This is a genomic window from Bacillus sp. AFS017336 (assembly GCF_002555445.1).
GTDB lineage: Bacteria > Bacillota > Bacilli > Bacillales > Bacillaceae_G > Gottfriedia.
On sequence record NZ_NUCO01000003.1, the window covers coordinates 29,110 to 46,569 of the forward strand.

Consider the following 17,460-nt stretch of genomic DNA (forward strand, 5'->3'; position numbering starts at 1 on the left):
TGTTTCATTAATTATTCTCATACACTGTTTGTACAACCATTGTATAAACATATATTTAGAAGTTCTACATAAAGAAACGGTGGATACTAAAAGGAGTGTACAAAAATGGCTAACGAAAAAAAATTCCCTATGACTTTAGCTGGGAAGCAAAAATTAGAACAAGAATTAGAAAACTTAAAAACAGTAAAGCGTGCTGAAGTAGTAGAGCGTATTAAAATCGCTCGTAGTTTCGGTGACCTTTCTGAGAACTCTGAATACGATGCTGCAAAAGATGAGCAAGCATTTGTTGAGGGGCGTATTACAACTTTAGAAAATATGATTCGTAATGCTGAAATTATTACTGAAAGCAACGAAGCATCAGATACAGTAACTTTAGGTAAATCTGTAACTTTCTTAGAATTACCAGCTGGTGACGAAGAAACTTACACAATCGTAGGTAGTGCTGAGGCTGACCCATTTGAAGGTAAAATTTCAAACGATTCACCAATTGCTAGAAGCCTATTAGGTAAAACAGTTGGTGAAGAAGTAACTGTTAGTACTCCAGGTGGAGATATGCAAGTGAGAATTACTGCTGTTAAATAATTTGATTTGTTTAACAATTTAATAGTTTGAAAAGAGAACACCCCGTCTACACTGTAGATGAGGTGTTTTTTTATGCATAGACGGATAAAAGCCATTTTAATTATATTTACGTTATTATTTTCTTTAATCCTATACAGATGTTTAGATATAGGTGTACTTAATCAAAAGGATTTTGGGCCACAGAAGGTAAACTTAATTGAACGAAGCGTTGCTCAAAGGACTTTTCAATTTCGAATTGATAATGGTCGTGGAAAAATACTGGACCGTAATGGAAAACTATTAAGCGCAGCCTATACCCCAAAAGTTATATTATTTCCCTTTTTAAAAACTATTAATTGGCCGATTGAAAAATTATCTCAAATCACAGGAGTATCGGTTACAAATATAAAAAAACAGTTTAATGATAAAAAAGAACCTTTTACACTGGATGGGATTAAGAAGACATTAACATCTGAAGAAATTGACGAAATCAATAATTTACATGTTTCTGGTTTAATTTCAATGCTGTCACAAGATAAAGACGATAAACAGTTAGCAGAGCATTTAATAGGAATTGCAAGAGAAAATAAAGAACAATATGAAAAGCAGTATGAGAGTGATCGAGATTATAAACCTAAGGAATTTGGAGTAATTGGGTTAGAAGCTCAGTTTGAAGATTTCCTAAAATCTGATGGCACATCTAATCTAATGCTTCATGTAGACAATTTAGGTAAACCAATGTTCGGAAATGAAGTAAAGTATGCCAAGCCAAGTAATCCCTTTTATCCAGTTTCCCTTTCTACAACACTGGATAAAAATTTACAGCAAATGCTAGAACAAACAGTTGACCAAGCTAAACTTAAAAAAGGTGCAGCGGTACTAATTGACGTGAAGACAAACAAATTATTAGCTATGGTAAGTAGACCTACTATGGATTTCCAAAATTTATTTTCTCAAAATGACAATACAGCAACAAATTATGCATTATTAGCTAGCACTCCTGGATCTGTTTTTAAAACAGTAGTAGCGGCTGCTGCAATTGATCAAGGAATTGTGAAAGATAATCAAATGTTTAATTGTAATAATAATCTAGTTGGTAAATACGAAGACGAAGAGAAAAAACGAAAAGGTAATTTAAACTTCCAACAAAGCTTCTATGAAAGTTGTAATTACACTTTTGGACAATTAGGAAAGCAATTAACTTTAAAAAATAAAGATATGTTTCAAACTTATGCTAAAAAGCTAGGTTTAGATGGTCCCGTAGGTTGGACAGGTTCGGTTTATCACGAGGCTAGTTTTAGTCAATTTCAAAATGAGGGAAAACCAACTTATTTTGTAGGAAACAATTTAAGTGATAAACTCTTAAATTCATCCATTGGACAGCAGGATGTGAAAGTTTCACCTCTTGCAGTAGCCAATATGATGGCGACAATAGCGCGTGGTGGAAGTCCAAAACAAGTAAAAGTTGTAGATTCCGTTTTATATAAAAATGGTACGGAAATGTTTAAATTCCCAGATCAAACATTGGCAGATGATTATTTAGCTCCAGATTCAATGGAAAAATTAAGAGAGCTATTAAGAGGAGTAGTAACGGATGCTAAAGGAACTGGAAGTAGATATGCTAGTTTACCGTATACATTAGCTGGTAAAAGTGGTACTGCGGAAACGAAAGTAGTCGATGGTAAAATAGTCGAACAAAACAAATGGTTCGCAGGATATTTCCCATATGACAAACCAAGATATGCATTTGCAGTAGTTAGTTTAAATGTTTCTAACGAAGTCACATCTACGTCTGATACTGTTACAAATTTAGTAAAATCTATTTATAACTTTGATAAAAGCCACACTAAATAACTTTTTTTCTTAATTAACTCTATGATAAAATAGGGAAAATTAGTTGTTTTTGGAGGATTTTGTAAATGTCTTCGATTGAAACAAACAGAAGGGTCCAAAAGTTAAGACGTGTACGAAGAGGGGATTATTTTTACCGTTTACTACTTATTCCACTTCTTTTTGGAATTATCTATTTAGGGATAAAAATTGCGCTACCAATCATTAAGCAAGAAAAAATGGAACCTAAAACTGCAAAAGCTGAGCTAACTACATCAGTCCAAGAACCAAAGCAAATGACGGATATACCGAATCCTTATCAAGCCAAATATCGCGAAAAAGTAAATGAGATTATTCGAGATTCAGTAAATGATGAAAATATAATCGAGTCGACTGTGAAAGAATGGAAGCCTAATATAACGAAGCAAATTGAACCGCATATAGTTCGGTATAGTTATAAATCTCAAGACTTCTACGAAATGGAAGAAGCAGTTTCAAAAGCCACTTCTTTAACAAAAGAAGATTTCTCCGTGTGGCATCTCGGTAAAGGATACGATCTTCAAAGTATAAAAGTATATATAGCCACAAATGACTTAAGCTATAAATATGTCGTTTACTTACACTGGGTTGAAAAAGAAGGATGGCTCCCGATACTAGTCCAGGAAGTAAAGGCTTTAAAGTATTAAATACGGGTTTCATTCTGAAAGATGAAAGGTATGTCTGTATATGTTAAAATGATTAAAGTTTGATAGAAAGTAGGGAATAAAAGAATGAAAATAGCTATTATTGGAGCAATGGAAGAAGAAGTACATGTATTACGTGATAAATTAGATAACCTGAAAAAAGAAGAAATTGCAGGTTCAGAATATAATATTGGTACATATGAAGGTAAACAAGTAATTTTATTAAAGTCTGGAATCGGTAAAGTTAATGCAGCAATGGCAACTGCAATTCTTTTAGAAAAATATCAGCCAGACGTTGTAATTAATACAGGTTCTGCTGGTGGACTTCATACTGACTTAAATGTTGGTGACGTTGTTATCTCAACAGAAGTGCGTCATCATGACGTAGACGTAACTGCATTTAATTATGAATACGGTCAAGTTCCAGGTATGCCAGCAGCATTCCCATCAGATGAAAAATTAAGGTCTATTGCTAAAAAATGTGCTGAAAAGATTAGTGGAATTCAAGTTGTTGAAGGACTAATCGTAACTGGTGACTCATTTATGAACGATCCTGTTAGAGTTGAGTACGTAAAAGGAAAATTTGGTGACCTTCATGCTGTAGAAATGGAAGCAGCTGCAATAGCTCAAGTTTGTTATGCCTTTAAAGTACCGTTTGTTGTAACGCGTGCATTATCAGATATTGCGGGTAAAGAATCAGATATTTCATTTGATCAATTCATTCATACTGCAGCAGTAAATTCAACATTAATGGTTGAGGAAATGATTAAAGCTTTATAATTCTGTTAGGAAGGATGTCTTTATAGGCATCTTTCTTTTTTTGTTGAAAAATGAGTTTGTCAATTAAGGCGTAATATTTTTCAACGTAAAGGAAGTTGTATGTAGTTGATTTCCACTACAGGATTCTCGCTTTCCATGGGGCGAGACCTGAGCCTCCTCGGGAAGCCTGCGGGGTCTCAGGCTTCCCGCATCTCCCATAGGAGTCGAGAACCCCTCCGTTCCAATCAACTTCCTCAAAATAAAAAAGCAAAAACCTTATTGATTACCTTTACTTAGAGAAAAATAGAAATTAAACACTCGATTATATTGCTAATATCGGCAAATCGTCTATTTATAAACTAGTAATGGAATTTCTTCTTCAAACAATTAACATATCAATATTTTTTATGCTGAAAAAGATCCATGACTAAGTTTATTGGTATTGCACTTACAAATTAACTATTAAAACAAGTAAATAACATCATCAAAAGTTTACAAATCTAACATCAAATAGTTCGCCTAATAACACTTTAATTATTGACTATTATATATTTCAACATGACGATTCTTGGTAAAGTTGGTTGTAGTAGACTTCACTACGGCTTGATATGAGCATTCTGTTTTTCATATTTTTGCATTTTACTTACTCATGAACACTCCATGAGTAACAATTTTTCGTATTTCTGCCTGTTTACTTACTCATGAACACTCTATGAGTAACAATTTTACAGATTTCTGGTTGTTTACTTACTCATGAACGCTTTATGAGTAACAATTTTTCGTATTTCTGCCTGTTTACTTACTCATGAACACTCTATGAGTAACAATTTTACAGATTTCTGCCTGTTTACTTACTCATGAACGCTTTATGAGTAACAGTTTTACAGATTTTTGCCAGTTTACTTACTCATGAACCCTTTATATGTAACAGTTTTACAGATTTTTGCCAGTTTACTTACTCATGAACGCTTTATGAGTAACAGTTTTACAGATTTTTGCCAGTTTACTTACTCATGAGCCCTCTATGAGTAACAATTTTTCATATATTAGCATTTTTACTTACTCATGAGCCTTGCTTGAGAAAGTAATTTTCATATTCACAGTATTTTACTATCGCGTGATACATTCATGACGTTAGGGAAGGATGTCTTTATAGGCATCTTTCTTTTTTTATCCAAATATAATGAGTGAGTACTCACTTTTTATTGACTCGTAATAAAGAATGATTTAAGATGAATTTGTGGAGTGAGTACTCACTCATTGTGAAAAATATGAAGGTAAATATATTTGAACGGAGGATTAGGATGAACAATGTTGTACAAATCCAACAGGTCGATCGTTTATTTGGAAAAAGAGCTGTGCTAAAAAATATTTCAATGGCTATTCAAGAAGGGGAGATTTTTGGAGTATTAGGCCCATCAGGATCTGGAAAAACAACTTTAATTAAATTGATTGCTGGAATTGATAAAAGTTCAAAAGGAGAGGTACTTGTTTATAACAAACAGATGCCTGATTTCTCCGTCCTGCCGTCGATAGGATACATGGGTCAATCTGACGCATTGTATAGTGATTTAACTGGTGCTGATAATTTAAGTTTCTTTGGAGCGCTATATAATTTGAAAGGTAAAGAACTAAAGGCGAGAATTCAGGAAGTAGCTGAAATTGTTGGTTTAGAGGATGCATTAAGCAAACAAGTTAATCAATACTCTGGGGGGATGAAAAAGCGACTTTCACTAGCGATTTCAATCCTGCATAAACCTACATTACTAATTCTGGATGAGCCAACAGTTGGAATTGATCCTGTACTAAGAAAGCAAATCTGGAATCAGTTTTTTGACATGAAAAAGCAAGGCACTACGATCATTATTACAACTCATATCATGGAAGAAGCTGAAAAATGCGAGCGTATTGGATTAATTAGAGAAGGTGAACTAATCGCATTAGACACGACTGTAAATTTAATCTCGAAATCAAGAACTGGCAAGATTGAAGACCTATATTTTAATAATGAGGTGAGTTCATGAGAATCTTTGCTATTTCAAAACGAATAATAAAACAATTTTTAAAAGATAGAAGATCTCTTGCAATGATTTTCGTAGCACCTATTGTGTTATTATTTTTATTTTCTTATATCTTAAAGCAGGATGATACAAAGCCTACATTAGCTCTTGTAGATCCCCCGCCAGCATTTGAACATGTAATGAAAGACTATGCGAAAGTAAAAAATGTTAATCCTTCAGACATTAAAGATAAATTGAAAAATATGAAGCTTGATGGTGCTGTCTTATTTAAGTCAGGAGAAATAGTGGTACAGATTGAAGGGACTGATAAAGCAAGAACTACTGCAGTTATGGATGCGATTCAATCAGCAGTGAAGGAAATCACACCATCTAATCTTAAAATTGTAATGGATCCAATTTACGGTAGTAAAAATATGGAATCGTTTGATTCGATTGGACCTATTTTTATTGGATTCTTCTCGTTTTTATTTGTTTTTATCTTATCAGGTATTTCATTTGTGCGAGAAAGATTAACGACAACTCTAGAACGTTTATTAGTTACACCTGTAAAAAGATGGGAAATTGTAGTAGGTTATATTCTAGGATTTGGATTTTTTGCTCTTATCCAATCAATTATTATCACAATCTTTTCAATCACAGTATTGGATATGTATAATGTAGGAAGCGCATGGGAAGTTTGTGTAGTTAATATCTTACTATCTATGACTGCATTAACACTCGGAATGTTATTATCTGCATATGCTAATAATGAATTTCAAGTTGTGCAATTTATTCCAGTGATTGCTGTTCCTCAAATACTATTTTCAGGTATTTTCTCAACAGCGTTCTTACCAAATTGGTTTAAAGTTATTGGAGGCATTTTACCACTGACATATGGAGCAGAAGCACTAAGAGGAATTATGATTAAAGGTCAGTCCCTTGTAGATGTTGGCTTCCAGCTATTAATTTTACTAGGATTTTCGATACTGTTTATTTCTTTAAACATAATTGCTTTAAAGAAACAGCGTTCGATTTAAGGAGTGTTTCCAATTAAATTAGAAGAGTTTTTACCAGAAGAAAAATTACAGCAAATGAATGAAAAAGAAATAAAAATTCTTGAAGCAGCAATCGAAATCTTTGCTGAAAAAGGCTTTGTTAGTACATCAACAAATGAAATAGCAAAAAAAGCAAATGTTGCTGAAGGTACAATTTTTCGTTATTTCAAAACTAAAAAAGAATTATTAAAAAGTATCATAAAGCCCACTTTAGTAAAAACAATTGCTCCTTTTGAAATGGATCGTTTTTCTAAAGCAGTGTTTCATTTAGAACACAAAACATTTGAAGATTTTTTACATGCACTAATTAAAAATCGAATGGAATTTGTGAAAAAAAACAAGTCTGTAATAAAAATAATCATACAAGAAATGCCATTTCAAGATGATATGCAAGAAGAATTAAAAAAACTTTTTAAAGAGAAAATGTATCCTAAAATTGCGCTTGTTTTACAATCGTTTATTGATAAAGGACAAATAAAAGACATACCGATTCCAACTGTACTAAGATTGATTATTTCATCTGTTATAGGCCTTGTTGTATCGTCAATCGTGCTTGAAAATATTCCGTTTTGGAATGAAGAGCAAGAGACACAACGCACAATCGAGTTTATTAAGGCAGGGTTAGATGCTAAAGAATAGTTAAAAAAGACTAGGTGCTTTTTGTGAAAGGGATAGCTAAAAAGTCAGGAAAACTGACTGGTAGCGTCCCTTTTTTTAATAATAGAGTACTTATGAAAGTAGGGAATACAGCCTACTTTTTCTTCCTAATACCTGCATTTCTTGCCTTTAATTACCTTCTCTTTTCGTGTATAAAATATGTTAAAGTTAATAAGTCAAAGAAGAGAAGGGAAGGTGCAGAGACGTGAATATTAAAAATCTACAGGCAAAGGTAAATGATTTTAAAACATTCGGTGCAATAACTACAGCATTGGCTACTTTTTTCTATTTCGGGACTCTTCTTCCAAAGGACGGATTAACTCAAACAAAAATATTAACAATTGAGAGTGTCGTTTTTGCAATGTTGATTTTTGCATTAGGCTTTTTCCTTACATCAAATTATTTTAAACGAAAACTTCAAAAAGAAGAACAAGCATAAAACCACTGAAAATGAATTGACTCCAATCGTTAGATTTGACTAACAATTGGAGTCGGAACTCATCATCAGTGGTTTATTTTTTATCCTTTTTCTTTTCTTTTTCAGCCCTTAAAAACTCATGGTACATTTTCATTAAGGCACGTTTTTCAATTCTTGAAACATAGCTTCTTGAAATGCCTAATTTCTTTGCAATTTCGCGTTGAGTTAATTCTTTATCCATATCAATACCAAATCGTTGAATAATGACATCTTTTTCACGATCGTCAAGAATTTTAATGTATTGTTTGATTTTTTCAAGTTCCATATTCAGTTGAATTTGATCAACTACATCTTCTGTTTCCGTTTTTAAAATGTCTAAAAGTGAGATTTCGTTTCCTTCTTTGTCTTGCCCAATCGGGTCATGAAGGGAGACATCTTTTTTTGTTTTCTTTAGCGCACGTAAATGCATAAGTATCTCGTTTTCAATACATCTAGCAGCATATGTTGCTAATTTCGTTCCTTTTCCTTGGACAAAGCTTTCGATTGCTTTAATTAAGCCAATAGTCCCGATTGAAATTAAATCTTCAGCATCTTCACCAGTGTTTTCAAATTTTTTGACGATGTGAGCAACAAGCCTTAAATTATGTTCAATCAATAAATTTCGTGCTTCGCCATCACCGTTTGCCATACGATTTAAATAGAGCGTTTCTTCTGCTGAAGAAAGAGGCTGAGGGAAGGCATTATTTTTTACATACGAAACAAACACAAACACTTCTTTTAAGAACAGACTTAAAGCTGTAAATAAACCAGGCATATGATCACTCCTAAGGAAGGTAAGGTAAGTTGTTATTTATATGTTTATGTATTGTACAAATTCATTGTGTCTGTACCATAAAAAAAATGTAGTGAGTATAAAAAAAATGTTGAAAATAGTAAGCGCTACCAATTCAGTAATGATGTATCTTTTTAAAAATCGTTACATATTCTAAAAAAAATATGCATTGACAGCATATTTAAAAGTGCTTTATAATCCTCATTAATAACTTTTTTAATGAATCTTTTGACAATTAAATATATTGCGTTGAAAAGAGCACAGTAAGCATAGCTTCCCTGTTTAAGAGAGCTGACGAAGGCTGCGAGTCAGTACATAGGCTATGGTGAATTACATTCTTGGAGCAATTTCTATTTCGTTATACGAAATTAGAAACGGTCATTATTTGATCGTTAACAAAATGAAGGTGGTGAGCAGAATTTTTGTTCACAACTAGGGTGGTACCGCGATTAAATAATTCGTCCCTACTGTTTATTCAGTAGGGACTTTTTGTTTTCAATTTTACATACTTACTTCAAAGAAGTGGTATTGGAATAGAATTATAAAATTTGAGGAGGAACAAGAAATGAGTACAAATGAATTAGTGCAATTACGTGATAAGGTTGATGAAATTAATTTAAAAATCGTGGAATTATTAAACGAGCGTGGGGCAGTTGTTCAAGAGATAGGTAAACAAAAGATTAAACATGGTATTAAGCGTTTCGATCCAGTTCGTGAGCGAGAAGTTTTAGATATGATTGCAAATGTGAATGAAGGGCCATTTGAAACTTCAACATTACAACATATTTTTAAAACAATTTTCCAAGCAAGTTTAGAGTTACAAGAGGATGATCACAGAAAAGCTCTTTTAGTATCTAGAAAGAAAAAGCCTGAAAATACAATTGTCACAGTGAAAAATGATATCGTTCTTGGTGACGGATCTCAATCGTTTATTATGGGACCATGTGCAGTTGAAAGCTATGAGCAAGTACGTGCAGTTGCACAAGCAATGAAACAACAAGGTTTAACAATGATGCGAGGCGGTGCATTTAAACCTAGAACTTCTCCATACGATTTCCAAGGACTTGGATACGAAGGTCTTCAAATTTTAAGAGAAGTGGCAAATGAGTTTGATTTAGCCGTTATTAGTGAAATACTAAATCCAAATGATGTTGAAAGATCATTAGAATATGTTGACGTAATTCAAATCGGTGCACGTAACATGCAAAACTTTGATTTACTGAAAACAGTTGGTCAAGTAAATAAACCAGTTTTATTAAAACGTGGACTTTCAGCTACAATTGAAGAATTTATTAATGCTGCAGAATACATTATTTCTCAAGGAAATGACCAAATTATTCTTTGTGAAAGAGGAATTCGTACTTATGAGAAAGCTACAAGAAATACATTAGATATCTCAGCTGTACCTATTCTTAAGAAAGAAACACATTTACCAGTTGTTGTCGATGTTACTCATTCTACAGGTCGTAAAGACTTACTATTACCAACTGCAAAAGCAGCTCTTGCAATTGGAGCGGATGCAGTAATGGCTGAAGTACATCCAGACCCAGCAGTTGCTTTATCAGATTCAGCTCAACAAATGAATATTCCGCAATTTGAAGAGTTCATGTTTGAGTTAAAAGACTTCCGTTCAAAGCTTCAAGGGTAATTAAACTTAATGAAAGATAGGCGGTGAGAGCCTTGAAAAAGAACGTCCTTTTAATTGGCACTGGTTTAATTGGAGGCTCAATTGCCTTGGCAATAAAAAAAGTTCATGATGTAAATATCATTGGCTATGATATAAACGAAAAACAACTTGAAATAGGAAAAAAAATTCAAGTTTTAGATGAAACCTCGGTACAGCTTAAAACCTGTGCCGAGAAGGCTCATCTAATTATCTTTTCTTGTCCTGTTGAGGAGTCAATAAAATATATACATATGTTAAGTGAATATGAACTAAAGAATGATGTCATATTAACAGATGTAGGTAGTACGAAAAGTGAAATTATGAAGCACTCTAGGACACTTACAGACAAAGGATATTGTTTCATTGGTGGTCATCCGATGGCGGGTTCACACAAAACTGGTGTTGAGAGTGCGAAAGTTCATTTATTCGAAAATGCATATTATATTTTGACACCGAGTGAAAATACTGTGGATGGTCAAATTGATGAATTAAAAGAATGGCTTAAAGGAACAGGCTCACATTTTATTGTGATTGATGAAGCGACACATGATCAAATTACTGGAGTGGTAAGTCACTTTCCACATCTAATTGCTTCTAATCTTGTAAAACAAGTTAAGAACTACTCAAAAGACGAGCCCTTAGTAACCTCTCTTGCTGCAGGTGGATTTAGAGACATTACAAGAATCGCATCAAGTAGTCCTAAAATGTGGACTGATATTGTAATTCAAAATAAAGATATATTGCTTTCTCTAATTTCCAACTGGATAGATGATATGAAGCAAATGTATCAGCTTGTAGATAATCAGAATAAAGATGAAATCTTTCAATATTTTAAGGACTCAAAAGATTATCGTGACAATATGCCAGTAAAAGCAAATGGTGCCATTCCAAGTTATTTTGATTTATATGTTGACGTCTTAGACCGTGTTGGTGAGCTTGCTAATATAACAACAATCCTATCTATTCATCAAGTAAGTATTACTAATCTGAGAATTATTGAATCACGCGAAGGCTTACCAGGTGTACTTCGAATAAGTCTTCAAACTGAAAATGACAGAGAGAAAGCAGAAAACTTCTTAAATGTAAATGGATATGAGACGTATATTGTTTCATAAGAAAGCACTTTTAATAGTGCTTTTTTTGATTGAAAAGTTCGGTTACTTGATATAGTTTTGTTCCTATTTGTTAAAGCCTCTGACATTTCAAATAAAAATGAATAGTCAGTCTCTTTTATGTACCAATTTTCTGAACTTTATATTATAATTTAGTAGGTTAGGTTATTAAAAAGTTAAACATGGAGGGATATCAATGTCTCAGTTTGAAAAATCATTAGAAAAATATGCTGAACTTGCTGTAAAAAGTGGAGTTAATATCGTAGAAGGACAAACACTACAAATAAATGCACCAATCGGAGCTGCAGAATTCGTTCGTAAAGTTGTAAAATACGCTTACGAAGCTGGAGCAAAAAATGTAAATATCGATTGGAACGATGATGTAATTACTCGTACAAAATACGAATTAGCACCAGACGAAGTGTTTTCAGAATTCCCAGGCTGGAAAGTAACAGCAATGGAAGAATTAGCTGAAAATGGTGGTGCTGTATTATCAGTAATTTCACCAAATCCTGAATTATTAAAAGGAATCGATCCTAAACGTATTGCTACTTTTAATAAAACTGCTAGTCAAGCATTACATAATTATCGTGAATACATGATGGCTGACCGAATTCGTTGGTCAATCGTAGCGATTCCATGTGTGGAATGGGCTGAAAAAGTATATCCAAATGAGCAAATTGACAAAGCTATGGAATTACTATGGGACTCAGTTTTCAAAATTTGCCGAGTTGACAATGAAAATCCAGTAGAAGCTTGGGTTAAACATAACGATTTCTTACAAGAAAAAGTTGTTCAATTAAATGACAAGCGTTATAAAACGTTACACTATACTGCACCTGGTACTGATTTGAAGCTAGACTTAGTAGATAATCATGTATGGAAAGGTGGCGGAGCAAACAGTGAAGATGGTAAATGGTTCAATCCAAATATTCCAACTGAAGAAGTTTTCTCTATGCCACATAGCCACGGTGTAAACGGTACAGTTCAAGCAACTTTACCATTAAATTACGGTGGAAATTTAATCGAGAACTTCTCTTTAACATTTAAAGATGGTAAAGTTGTCGATTTCACAGCTGAAAAAGGCTATGATACTTTACAACACTTATTAGATACTGATGAAGGTGCTCGCCGTTTAGGTGAAGTTGCATTAGTACCACATGATTCACCAATCTCTAATACAGGTTTAATTTTCTTCAACACATTATATGATGAAAATGCTTCTTGCCACTTAGCATTAGGTAAAGCATATCCAAACAATATGAAGGATGGAGAAAAATTACCTTCTGAAGAACAAGAAAAATTAGGAATCAACCAAAGTTTAACTCACGTTGATTTCATGATCGGTTCTCCAGAATTAAACATCGATGGAATTAAAGAAGATGGATCAGTTGAACCAATTATGAGAAATGGTAACTGGGCATTTTAATAGAACATAAAAAAGAGGGTATCTCATTATTTTGAGATACCTTTTTTACATTATTACGCAAATTCTTTGAACACTTCATTACTTCTTAATACGGTAATAAAACCATTTAAAATTGTATGACTAACTGAAAATCCTTTACGTTTATAAAATTCAAGCGCGTCCTCATTTCCATTAGAAACAAAAATAAAATAATCCTCTACATCATCAAACTGTTTCAGCCACTTCATAGACATTTTGAATAGTGTAGAACCAACGCCATATTTTCGATATTCTTCTTTTATGTAAAATTGAGACAAACAACCAACATTCTTTTTATGAACTGAGGAAAGATCAAAAAATGTTGCAAATTCATTTGAATATGCCTCTTTTGGAGAAATATTTGAATAAACATAACCAACGACTATGTCTTCATCTTTTACGATAACAATATAATTATGTATGGCTTTTTTTACTGAAGGAACCATTCGTGTATCAAAATTCATATGATCAAACAACTCTTGTTTGATCGTCGCTTTTGCCTTTTGAAAAGTCATTAATTCATTACATAAATCTCTACATAATTCAATTTGATCTTCGTCAATTACTTCATAAGTTAAATTCATCTTGTCACTCCTCATTAAAATCGATTTTTAGTATTAACTATTTTCATATGATTTAATTTTAATATATAAATTTATGAAAACAAATGAATTTATAAGTTGAATCATTTTTGGTATATAATGGAAGGGTCATCTAGAATCAAAATTCATCACCTAAACATAAACAAAATGGAGGATGAAAAAATGGAAGATCTAAAGTATGAGTTTTATATTGGTGCTAAACCAGAGGAAGTTTGGAAGATATTTGTAACACCAGAAGGAACTAAGGCAATTTTTTTCGGTTGTATATTGAAGTCAACATTTGAAGTTGGTGCGAAATATGAATATATTGGACCAGGTGAAGATGGGGATCAAACAGTACATGTTTATGGAAAAATATTAGCATTTGAACCTTACAAAATGATGAGTTATACAGAACATCCTGGTCCAGTTTACCGTGAAAATCATGCTGAATTAGAAACAAAAATTACCCTTACACTTGAAGAAGTGGGAGAGTGTACAAAGCTAACATTAGTTAACGATCAATGGCCAGAAAATCACCCTTCATATGAAAGTACAAAATCTAGTTGGCCGATGATATTAAGTAATGTAAAAACATATGCAGAATCAGGTAAAACATTAGATTTTGGCTGGTAAATATAAAACTAAAAACCTCTGAGATTTTGTCAGAGGTTTTTAGTTTATCGGAATAGATGAAAACCAATATATGCACAAAAAATACTAATAATTGTAGATAAAATGATGTAGGATAAAGCGGTTTTGAATTTTTTTGAGAGGATTAATTGAATGGCTTCATAGCCAAATGTGGAAAAGGTAGTAAAACCCCCTAATATTCCTACACCAATAAACAACCACATAGTTGTAGAGATGGACTGATCTAGATAAAGATGATTAGTTAAACCTAAAATAAATGACCCGAGTATGTTTATAACGAAGGTGCCAAAAGGAAAAATTGTTGTATGCTTTTTATTAACATAGTTACCAAGAGCATAACGACAAATTGCTCCAATTCCCCCACCTATTCCAATAATGATCATGATGAGGTTACTCCTTTTGCTTTATTGAATTTCTCAGCCGTTTTCACACCAAGATATGACAAACTTATTCCAATTACTAAACTTAGTAGTATATAGGCAAAACTTACTAGTATCTTTTTTTCATCAATTAGAATCACATTTTCAAGTGAAAAGGTTGAAAATGTTGTAAAGGCTCCAGTAAAACCTGTACCAATTAATAAAGTGTATTCAGGTTTTAGATTAACTTTAGCCATAGGTAAGAAAAATCCTAAAAAGAAGCATCCAATTATATTGATTAAAAATGTATGAATTGGAAAACCATTAGTCAGTGGATGAATTGCTGTCCCAAATAAGTATCGTAGAATTGCTCCAAAAAAACCTCCAACAAATATAAGTAAATAGTTCATAAATCACCTCATTAATACATGATAAAAACGCTCACTAGGAGCGTTTTTATTAGTTTGTAGCATAAAAAAGAATAATCGAAACTAAATTATTCAAAAAGTGGGCAAAAATCGTAACCTCAATTTTTTTTGTTTTGATATAAATAATACCAAAAATTAACCCAGCTAAAGAGTACGACAGTAATGCATAGATAGAAAAACCAGCAAGCATATGCAATAAACCAAATCCAAATGAACTTACAATCAATCCAATAATCGGAGAATGTTTAAAAATAGAACCAATGATTAATTTTCGTGTAATCCATTCTTCTTTAATCGGTGCTAATATTACAGCAGAAATAATCATAAGGGCTGGATTGGTAAGCAGCAAGCCTTCAACTTCTTTTTGATTATCTGGAGTTGCTATCGAATAATTGAAATGTTGGAAAATTACATCAAGAAGTTGTGAAGAAACAATAAGAACCACATATGCGCCTAAAACAATTACAATATCAACTACAGTAATGTTTATTCGTCTTAAAGTTAGAAGACCTTTTTTCTTCGTATAATAATATAGCCAAAATAAACTGAGGACACCAAAGATTGAATCCGCATAAATCGAAACAGTATTTAAAAGATTTAAAAATTGTTCTCTAGTTAGACTAATATGCGCGGTTTTAACAAAAATCGCACCCCATATCGTTGCAATCACTAGAAGTAAGTTCAAACCAACTATAAATATTAAAAAATAGAAGACAAGTGTTTTAATGGCAGACTTACGTTCATTCGGTATATTTTCTGGTATGAGTGTTTTATAGTTTAATTCATTATCCAAATCGGCTCCTCCAATTTTTTGATCTATGATCTCAAACTTTCTAACAATCTATTTTATATTTATACTAACATATCCTATTTTATCTTAAATTTAAAGCTGAAAGAACCAAAATTAAATTAAATAAAACTAATTATTTTCAAACCATTTAAGATTCAATTTAACTTGTGATAGAAAAGAGAACTTTAATGATGTACAAAAGTACACAGAATGTCCTAATTATTGTAACTTTCATTTTGTTTGATGATTGTTAAATTATGTTAATCTTTTTGTAATCACAGGGCTTTTTATTTTTTGTGTGAAATTTAATCGATACGGAGGTTGACTAATGATAATTCAAGAATGTTTACGGTACTACAAGTCGAAATTTTTAACAATTTTAACCATCGGATTAACTTTAACCCTACTATCAAGTTATTACATTACATACTTACAAGAAAAAGAATGGGAGCAAGTATTCGAATCAAAAGCAATAGATTTGAACTTAGATAGAGTTGCTGAGGTCATTTCTAATTACACAGGGATTTATTACTTCAAAAGCTTTTTTGTATCAGATAGTATACTTATTTTCTTTCTAATTATTTTAATCTTTGGATGCATAAATTTTTTGCGATCAGATCGCTTTACGAACAATATTTTTAAGTTTATTTTTGCACAAGTATTGTTCTTATCATCATATTTATTTTGCTATTTTCTAATTGTATTTATGTTCTCCATTTTATTTATAAAATGATTGGTTTTTGCTAGTTGCTATCGAAAAGTACTGATAAAAACATGAAGAAAACAAGGTATACTGATATACCTTGTTTTCTTTAATCCTGCTCGATTCAATTCAATTGCTCAACTTGATCCCTAATCCTCTCCATTTTAAAGTCTAATGAATTTACGGTTGCAGAAGCTTCATTCAAACTATCTATTATTTCTTTTGGAACCTTTTTATTGTATTTATAAAAAATCTTATGTTCAAGGCTTGCCCAAAAGTCCATCGCAACAGTTCTAATTTGAATCTCTACTTTTACCCTTTTTGTTTCAGATGCAAGGAAAATTGGGATTTCAATAATCATATGAAAACTTTTATATCCATTTGATTTAGGATTTTTAATATAATCTTTTACTTCTATTATATAAATGTCATCTTGCTGCTTTAAAAGTTCATAGATCATATAAATATCACTAATAAATGAACAACTAATACGAACCCCAGCTATATCATTTATATATTTTTCTAGATTATCGTTTGTTAATTCTAATCCCTTACGCTCAAGCTTTTCCATTATACTTTCAGGTTTTTTTAATCGAGACTTTACGTGTTCAATTGGATTATGATTATGAGTTAAAGTAAATTCTTCATTTAATATTTTAATTTTAGTATTGATTTCATCTAACGCAAATTTATATATTAAAAGTGTGTTAGTCCATTCACCTAAGCTTAGTTCTTTCAAGATAGGCAACCTCCTAATGTATATTACGTAAGTATTCTATCAGTCCAATGTGAACTTAGTGTGAATTATTTGTAACAAGAAGATTAGTTCAAGACATAGAGTATAGGAAGTGCAGGGAGACAATAGTACAAGATCATGGGTTTAGGGTATAGTAGGTGCAATGAATAGATTAGTTTAAAATATTCG

The 17,460-nt window shown here is 32.2% G+C and carries 18 protein-coding genes and 1 other annotated feature; of the genes, 12 read left to right on the forward strand and 6 right to left on the reverse strand.

Features of this window, described 5'->3' with window-relative positions; genetic code table 11:
• Positions 1–105 precede the first annotated feature (105 nt).
• The 8 genes from greA (at position 106) to CN601_RS00835 (ending at position 7,984) form a co-directional block, all read left to right on the forward strand.
• The gene (gene greA / locus CN601_RS00795; protein WP_098121801.1) at positions 106–582 is read left to right on the forward strand and encodes a transcription elongation factor GreA; all 477 of its coding nucleotides are present in this window, start codon (positions 106–108) and stop codon (positions 580–582) included.
• 72 nt (positions 583–654) lie between these two features.
• Positions 655–2,415, forward strand: a complete 1,761-nt coding sequence (locus tag CN601_RS00800; protein WP_179865381.1) for a peptidoglycan D,D-transpeptidase FtsI family protein — start codon at positions 655–657, stop codon at positions 2,413–2,415.
• A 65-nt stretch (positions 2,416–2,480) separates the two neighbouring features.
• The gene (locus CN601_RS00805; protein WP_098169685.1) at positions 2,481–3,077 is read left to right on the forward strand and encodes a YrrS family protein; all 597 of its coding nucleotides are present in this window, start codon (positions 2,481–2,483) and stop codon (positions 3,075–3,077) included.
• Between the two features lie 84 nt (positions 3,078–3,161).
• The gene (gene mtnN / locus CN601_RS00810) at positions 3,162–3,854 is read left to right on the forward strand and encodes a 5'-methylthioadenosine/S-adenosylhomocysteine nucleosidase (RefSeq protein ID WP_098169686.1); all 693 of its coding nucleotides are present in this window, start codon (positions 3,162–3,164) and stop codon (positions 3,852–3,854) included.
• Positions 3,855–5,137: 1,283 nt separating this feature from the next.
• A complete protein-coding gene (locus CN601_RS00815; RefSeq protein ID WP_142317283.1) occupies positions 5,138–5,857 on the forward strand; it encodes an ABC transporter ATP-binding protein in 720 nt (239 codons plus the stop codon).
• On the forward strand, positions 5,854–6,870 hold the full coding sequence (locus tag CN601_RS00820) for an ABC transporter permease (RefSeq protein ID WP_098169687.1): 1,017 nt from the start codon (positions 5,854–5,856) through the stop codon (positions 6,868–6,870). The genes CN601_RS00815 and CN601_RS00820 overlap by 4 nt, the downstream gene beginning before the upstream one ends.
• 3 nt (positions 6,871–6,873) lie before the next feature.
• Positions 6,874–7,527 (forward strand): TetR/AcrR family transcriptional regulator, encoded by a 654-nt coding sequence (locus CN601_RS00825; RefSeq protein WP_098169688.1) that lies wholly within the window; start codon positions 6,874–6,876, stop codon positions 7,525–7,527.
• A 223-nt stretch (positions 7,528–7,750) separates the two neighbouring features.
• Positions 7,751–7,984, forward strand: coding sequence for a YrhC family protein (locus CN601_RS00835; RefSeq protein ID WP_098169690.1), 234 nt, complete (start codon positions 7,751–7,753; stop codon positions 7,982–7,984).
• 73 nt (positions 7,985–8,057) lie between these two features.
• On the opposite strand, the gene sigK is transcribed toward CN601_RS00835, so the two are convergent.
• Positions 8,058–8,777, reverse strand: coding sequence for an RNA polymerase sporulation sigma factor SigK (sigK, locus tag CN601_RS00840; protein ID WP_098120429.1), 720 nt, complete (start codon positions 8,775–8,777; stop codon positions 8,058–8,060).
• Positions 8,778–9,035: 258 nt separating this feature from the next.
• Positions 9,036–9,264, forward strand: a binding site (T-box leader).
• Between the two features lie 96 nt (positions 9,265–9,360).
• Between sigK and CN601_RS00845 the strand changes: the two genes are divergently transcribed.
• From CN601_RS00845 to CN601_RS00855, 3 genes are all read left to right on the forward strand, one after another.
• The gene (locus CN601_RS00845; RefSeq protein WP_098120430.1) at positions 9,361–10,443 is read left to right on the forward strand and encodes a bifunctional 3-deoxy-7-phosphoheptulonate synthase/chorismate mutase; all 1,083 of its coding nucleotides are present in this window, start codon (positions 9,361–9,363) and stop codon (positions 10,441–10,443) included.
• A 32-nt stretch (positions 10,444–10,475) separates the two neighbouring features.
• The gene (locus tag CN601_RS00850; RefSeq protein WP_098120431.1) at positions 10,476–11,576 is read left to right on the forward strand and encodes a prephenate dehydrogenase; all 1,101 of its coding nucleotides are present in this window, start codon (positions 10,476–10,478) and stop codon (positions 11,574–11,576) included.
• Between the two features lie 193 nt (positions 11,577–11,769).
• Positions 11,770–13,002, forward strand: a complete 1,233-nt coding sequence (locus CN601_RS00855) for an aminopeptidase (RefSeq protein WP_098120432.1) — start codon at positions 11,770–11,772, stop codon at positions 13,000–13,002.
• A 53-nt stretch (positions 13,003–13,055) separates the two neighbouring features.
• Here the strand turns inward: CN601_RS00855 and CN601_RS00860 are convergent, their stop codons facing one another.
• Complete coding sequence (locus CN601_RS00860; protein ID WP_098169691.1) at positions 13,056–13,604, reverse strand: GNAT family N-acetyltransferase; 549 nt, start codon at positions 13,602–13,604, stop codon at positions 13,056–13,058.
• 180 nt (positions 13,605–13,784) lie between these two features.
• Between CN601_RS00860 and CN601_RS00865 the strand changes: the two genes are divergently transcribed.
• Positions 13,785–14,237: an SRPBCC domain-containing protein gene (locus CN601_RS00865; protein WP_098169692.1), complete on the forward strand. Its 453-nt coding sequence runs from the start codon at positions 13,785–13,787 to the stop codon at positions 14,235–14,237.
• 44 nt (positions 14,238–14,281) lie between these two features.
• Here the strand turns inward: CN601_RS00865 and crcB (CN601_RS00870) are convergent, their stop codons facing one another.
• From crcB (CN601_RS00870) to CN601_RS00890, 4 genes are all read right to left on the reverse strand, one after another.
• Positions 14,282–14,638, reverse strand: a complete 357-nt coding sequence (gene crcB / locus CN601_RS00870) for a fluoride efflux transporter CrcB (protein WP_257131569.1) — start codon at positions 14,636–14,638, stop codon at positions 14,282–14,284.
• Positions 14,635–15,024 (reverse strand): fluoride efflux transporter CrcB, encoded by a 390-nt coding sequence (crcB, locus tag CN601_RS00875; protein WP_098169693.1) that lies wholly within the window; start codon positions 15,022–15,024, stop codon positions 14,635–14,637. The genes crcB (CN601_RS00870) and crcB (CN601_RS00875) overlap by 4 nt, the downstream gene beginning before the upstream one ends.
• Positions 15,025–15,073: 49 nt before the next feature.
• Entirely contained in the window at positions 15,074–15,835 is a 762-nt protein-coding gene (locus CN601_RS00880) for a CPBP family intramembrane glutamic endopeptidase (protein WP_098120437.1), read from the reverse strand.
• 824 nt (positions 15,836–16,659) lie between these two features.
• A complete protein-coding gene (locus CN601_RS00890) occupies positions 16,660–17,283 on the reverse strand; it encodes a GTP pyrophosphokinase (RefSeq protein WP_373604946.1) in 624 nt (207 codons plus the stop codon).
• Positions 17,284–17,460: the final 177 nt, after the last annotated feature.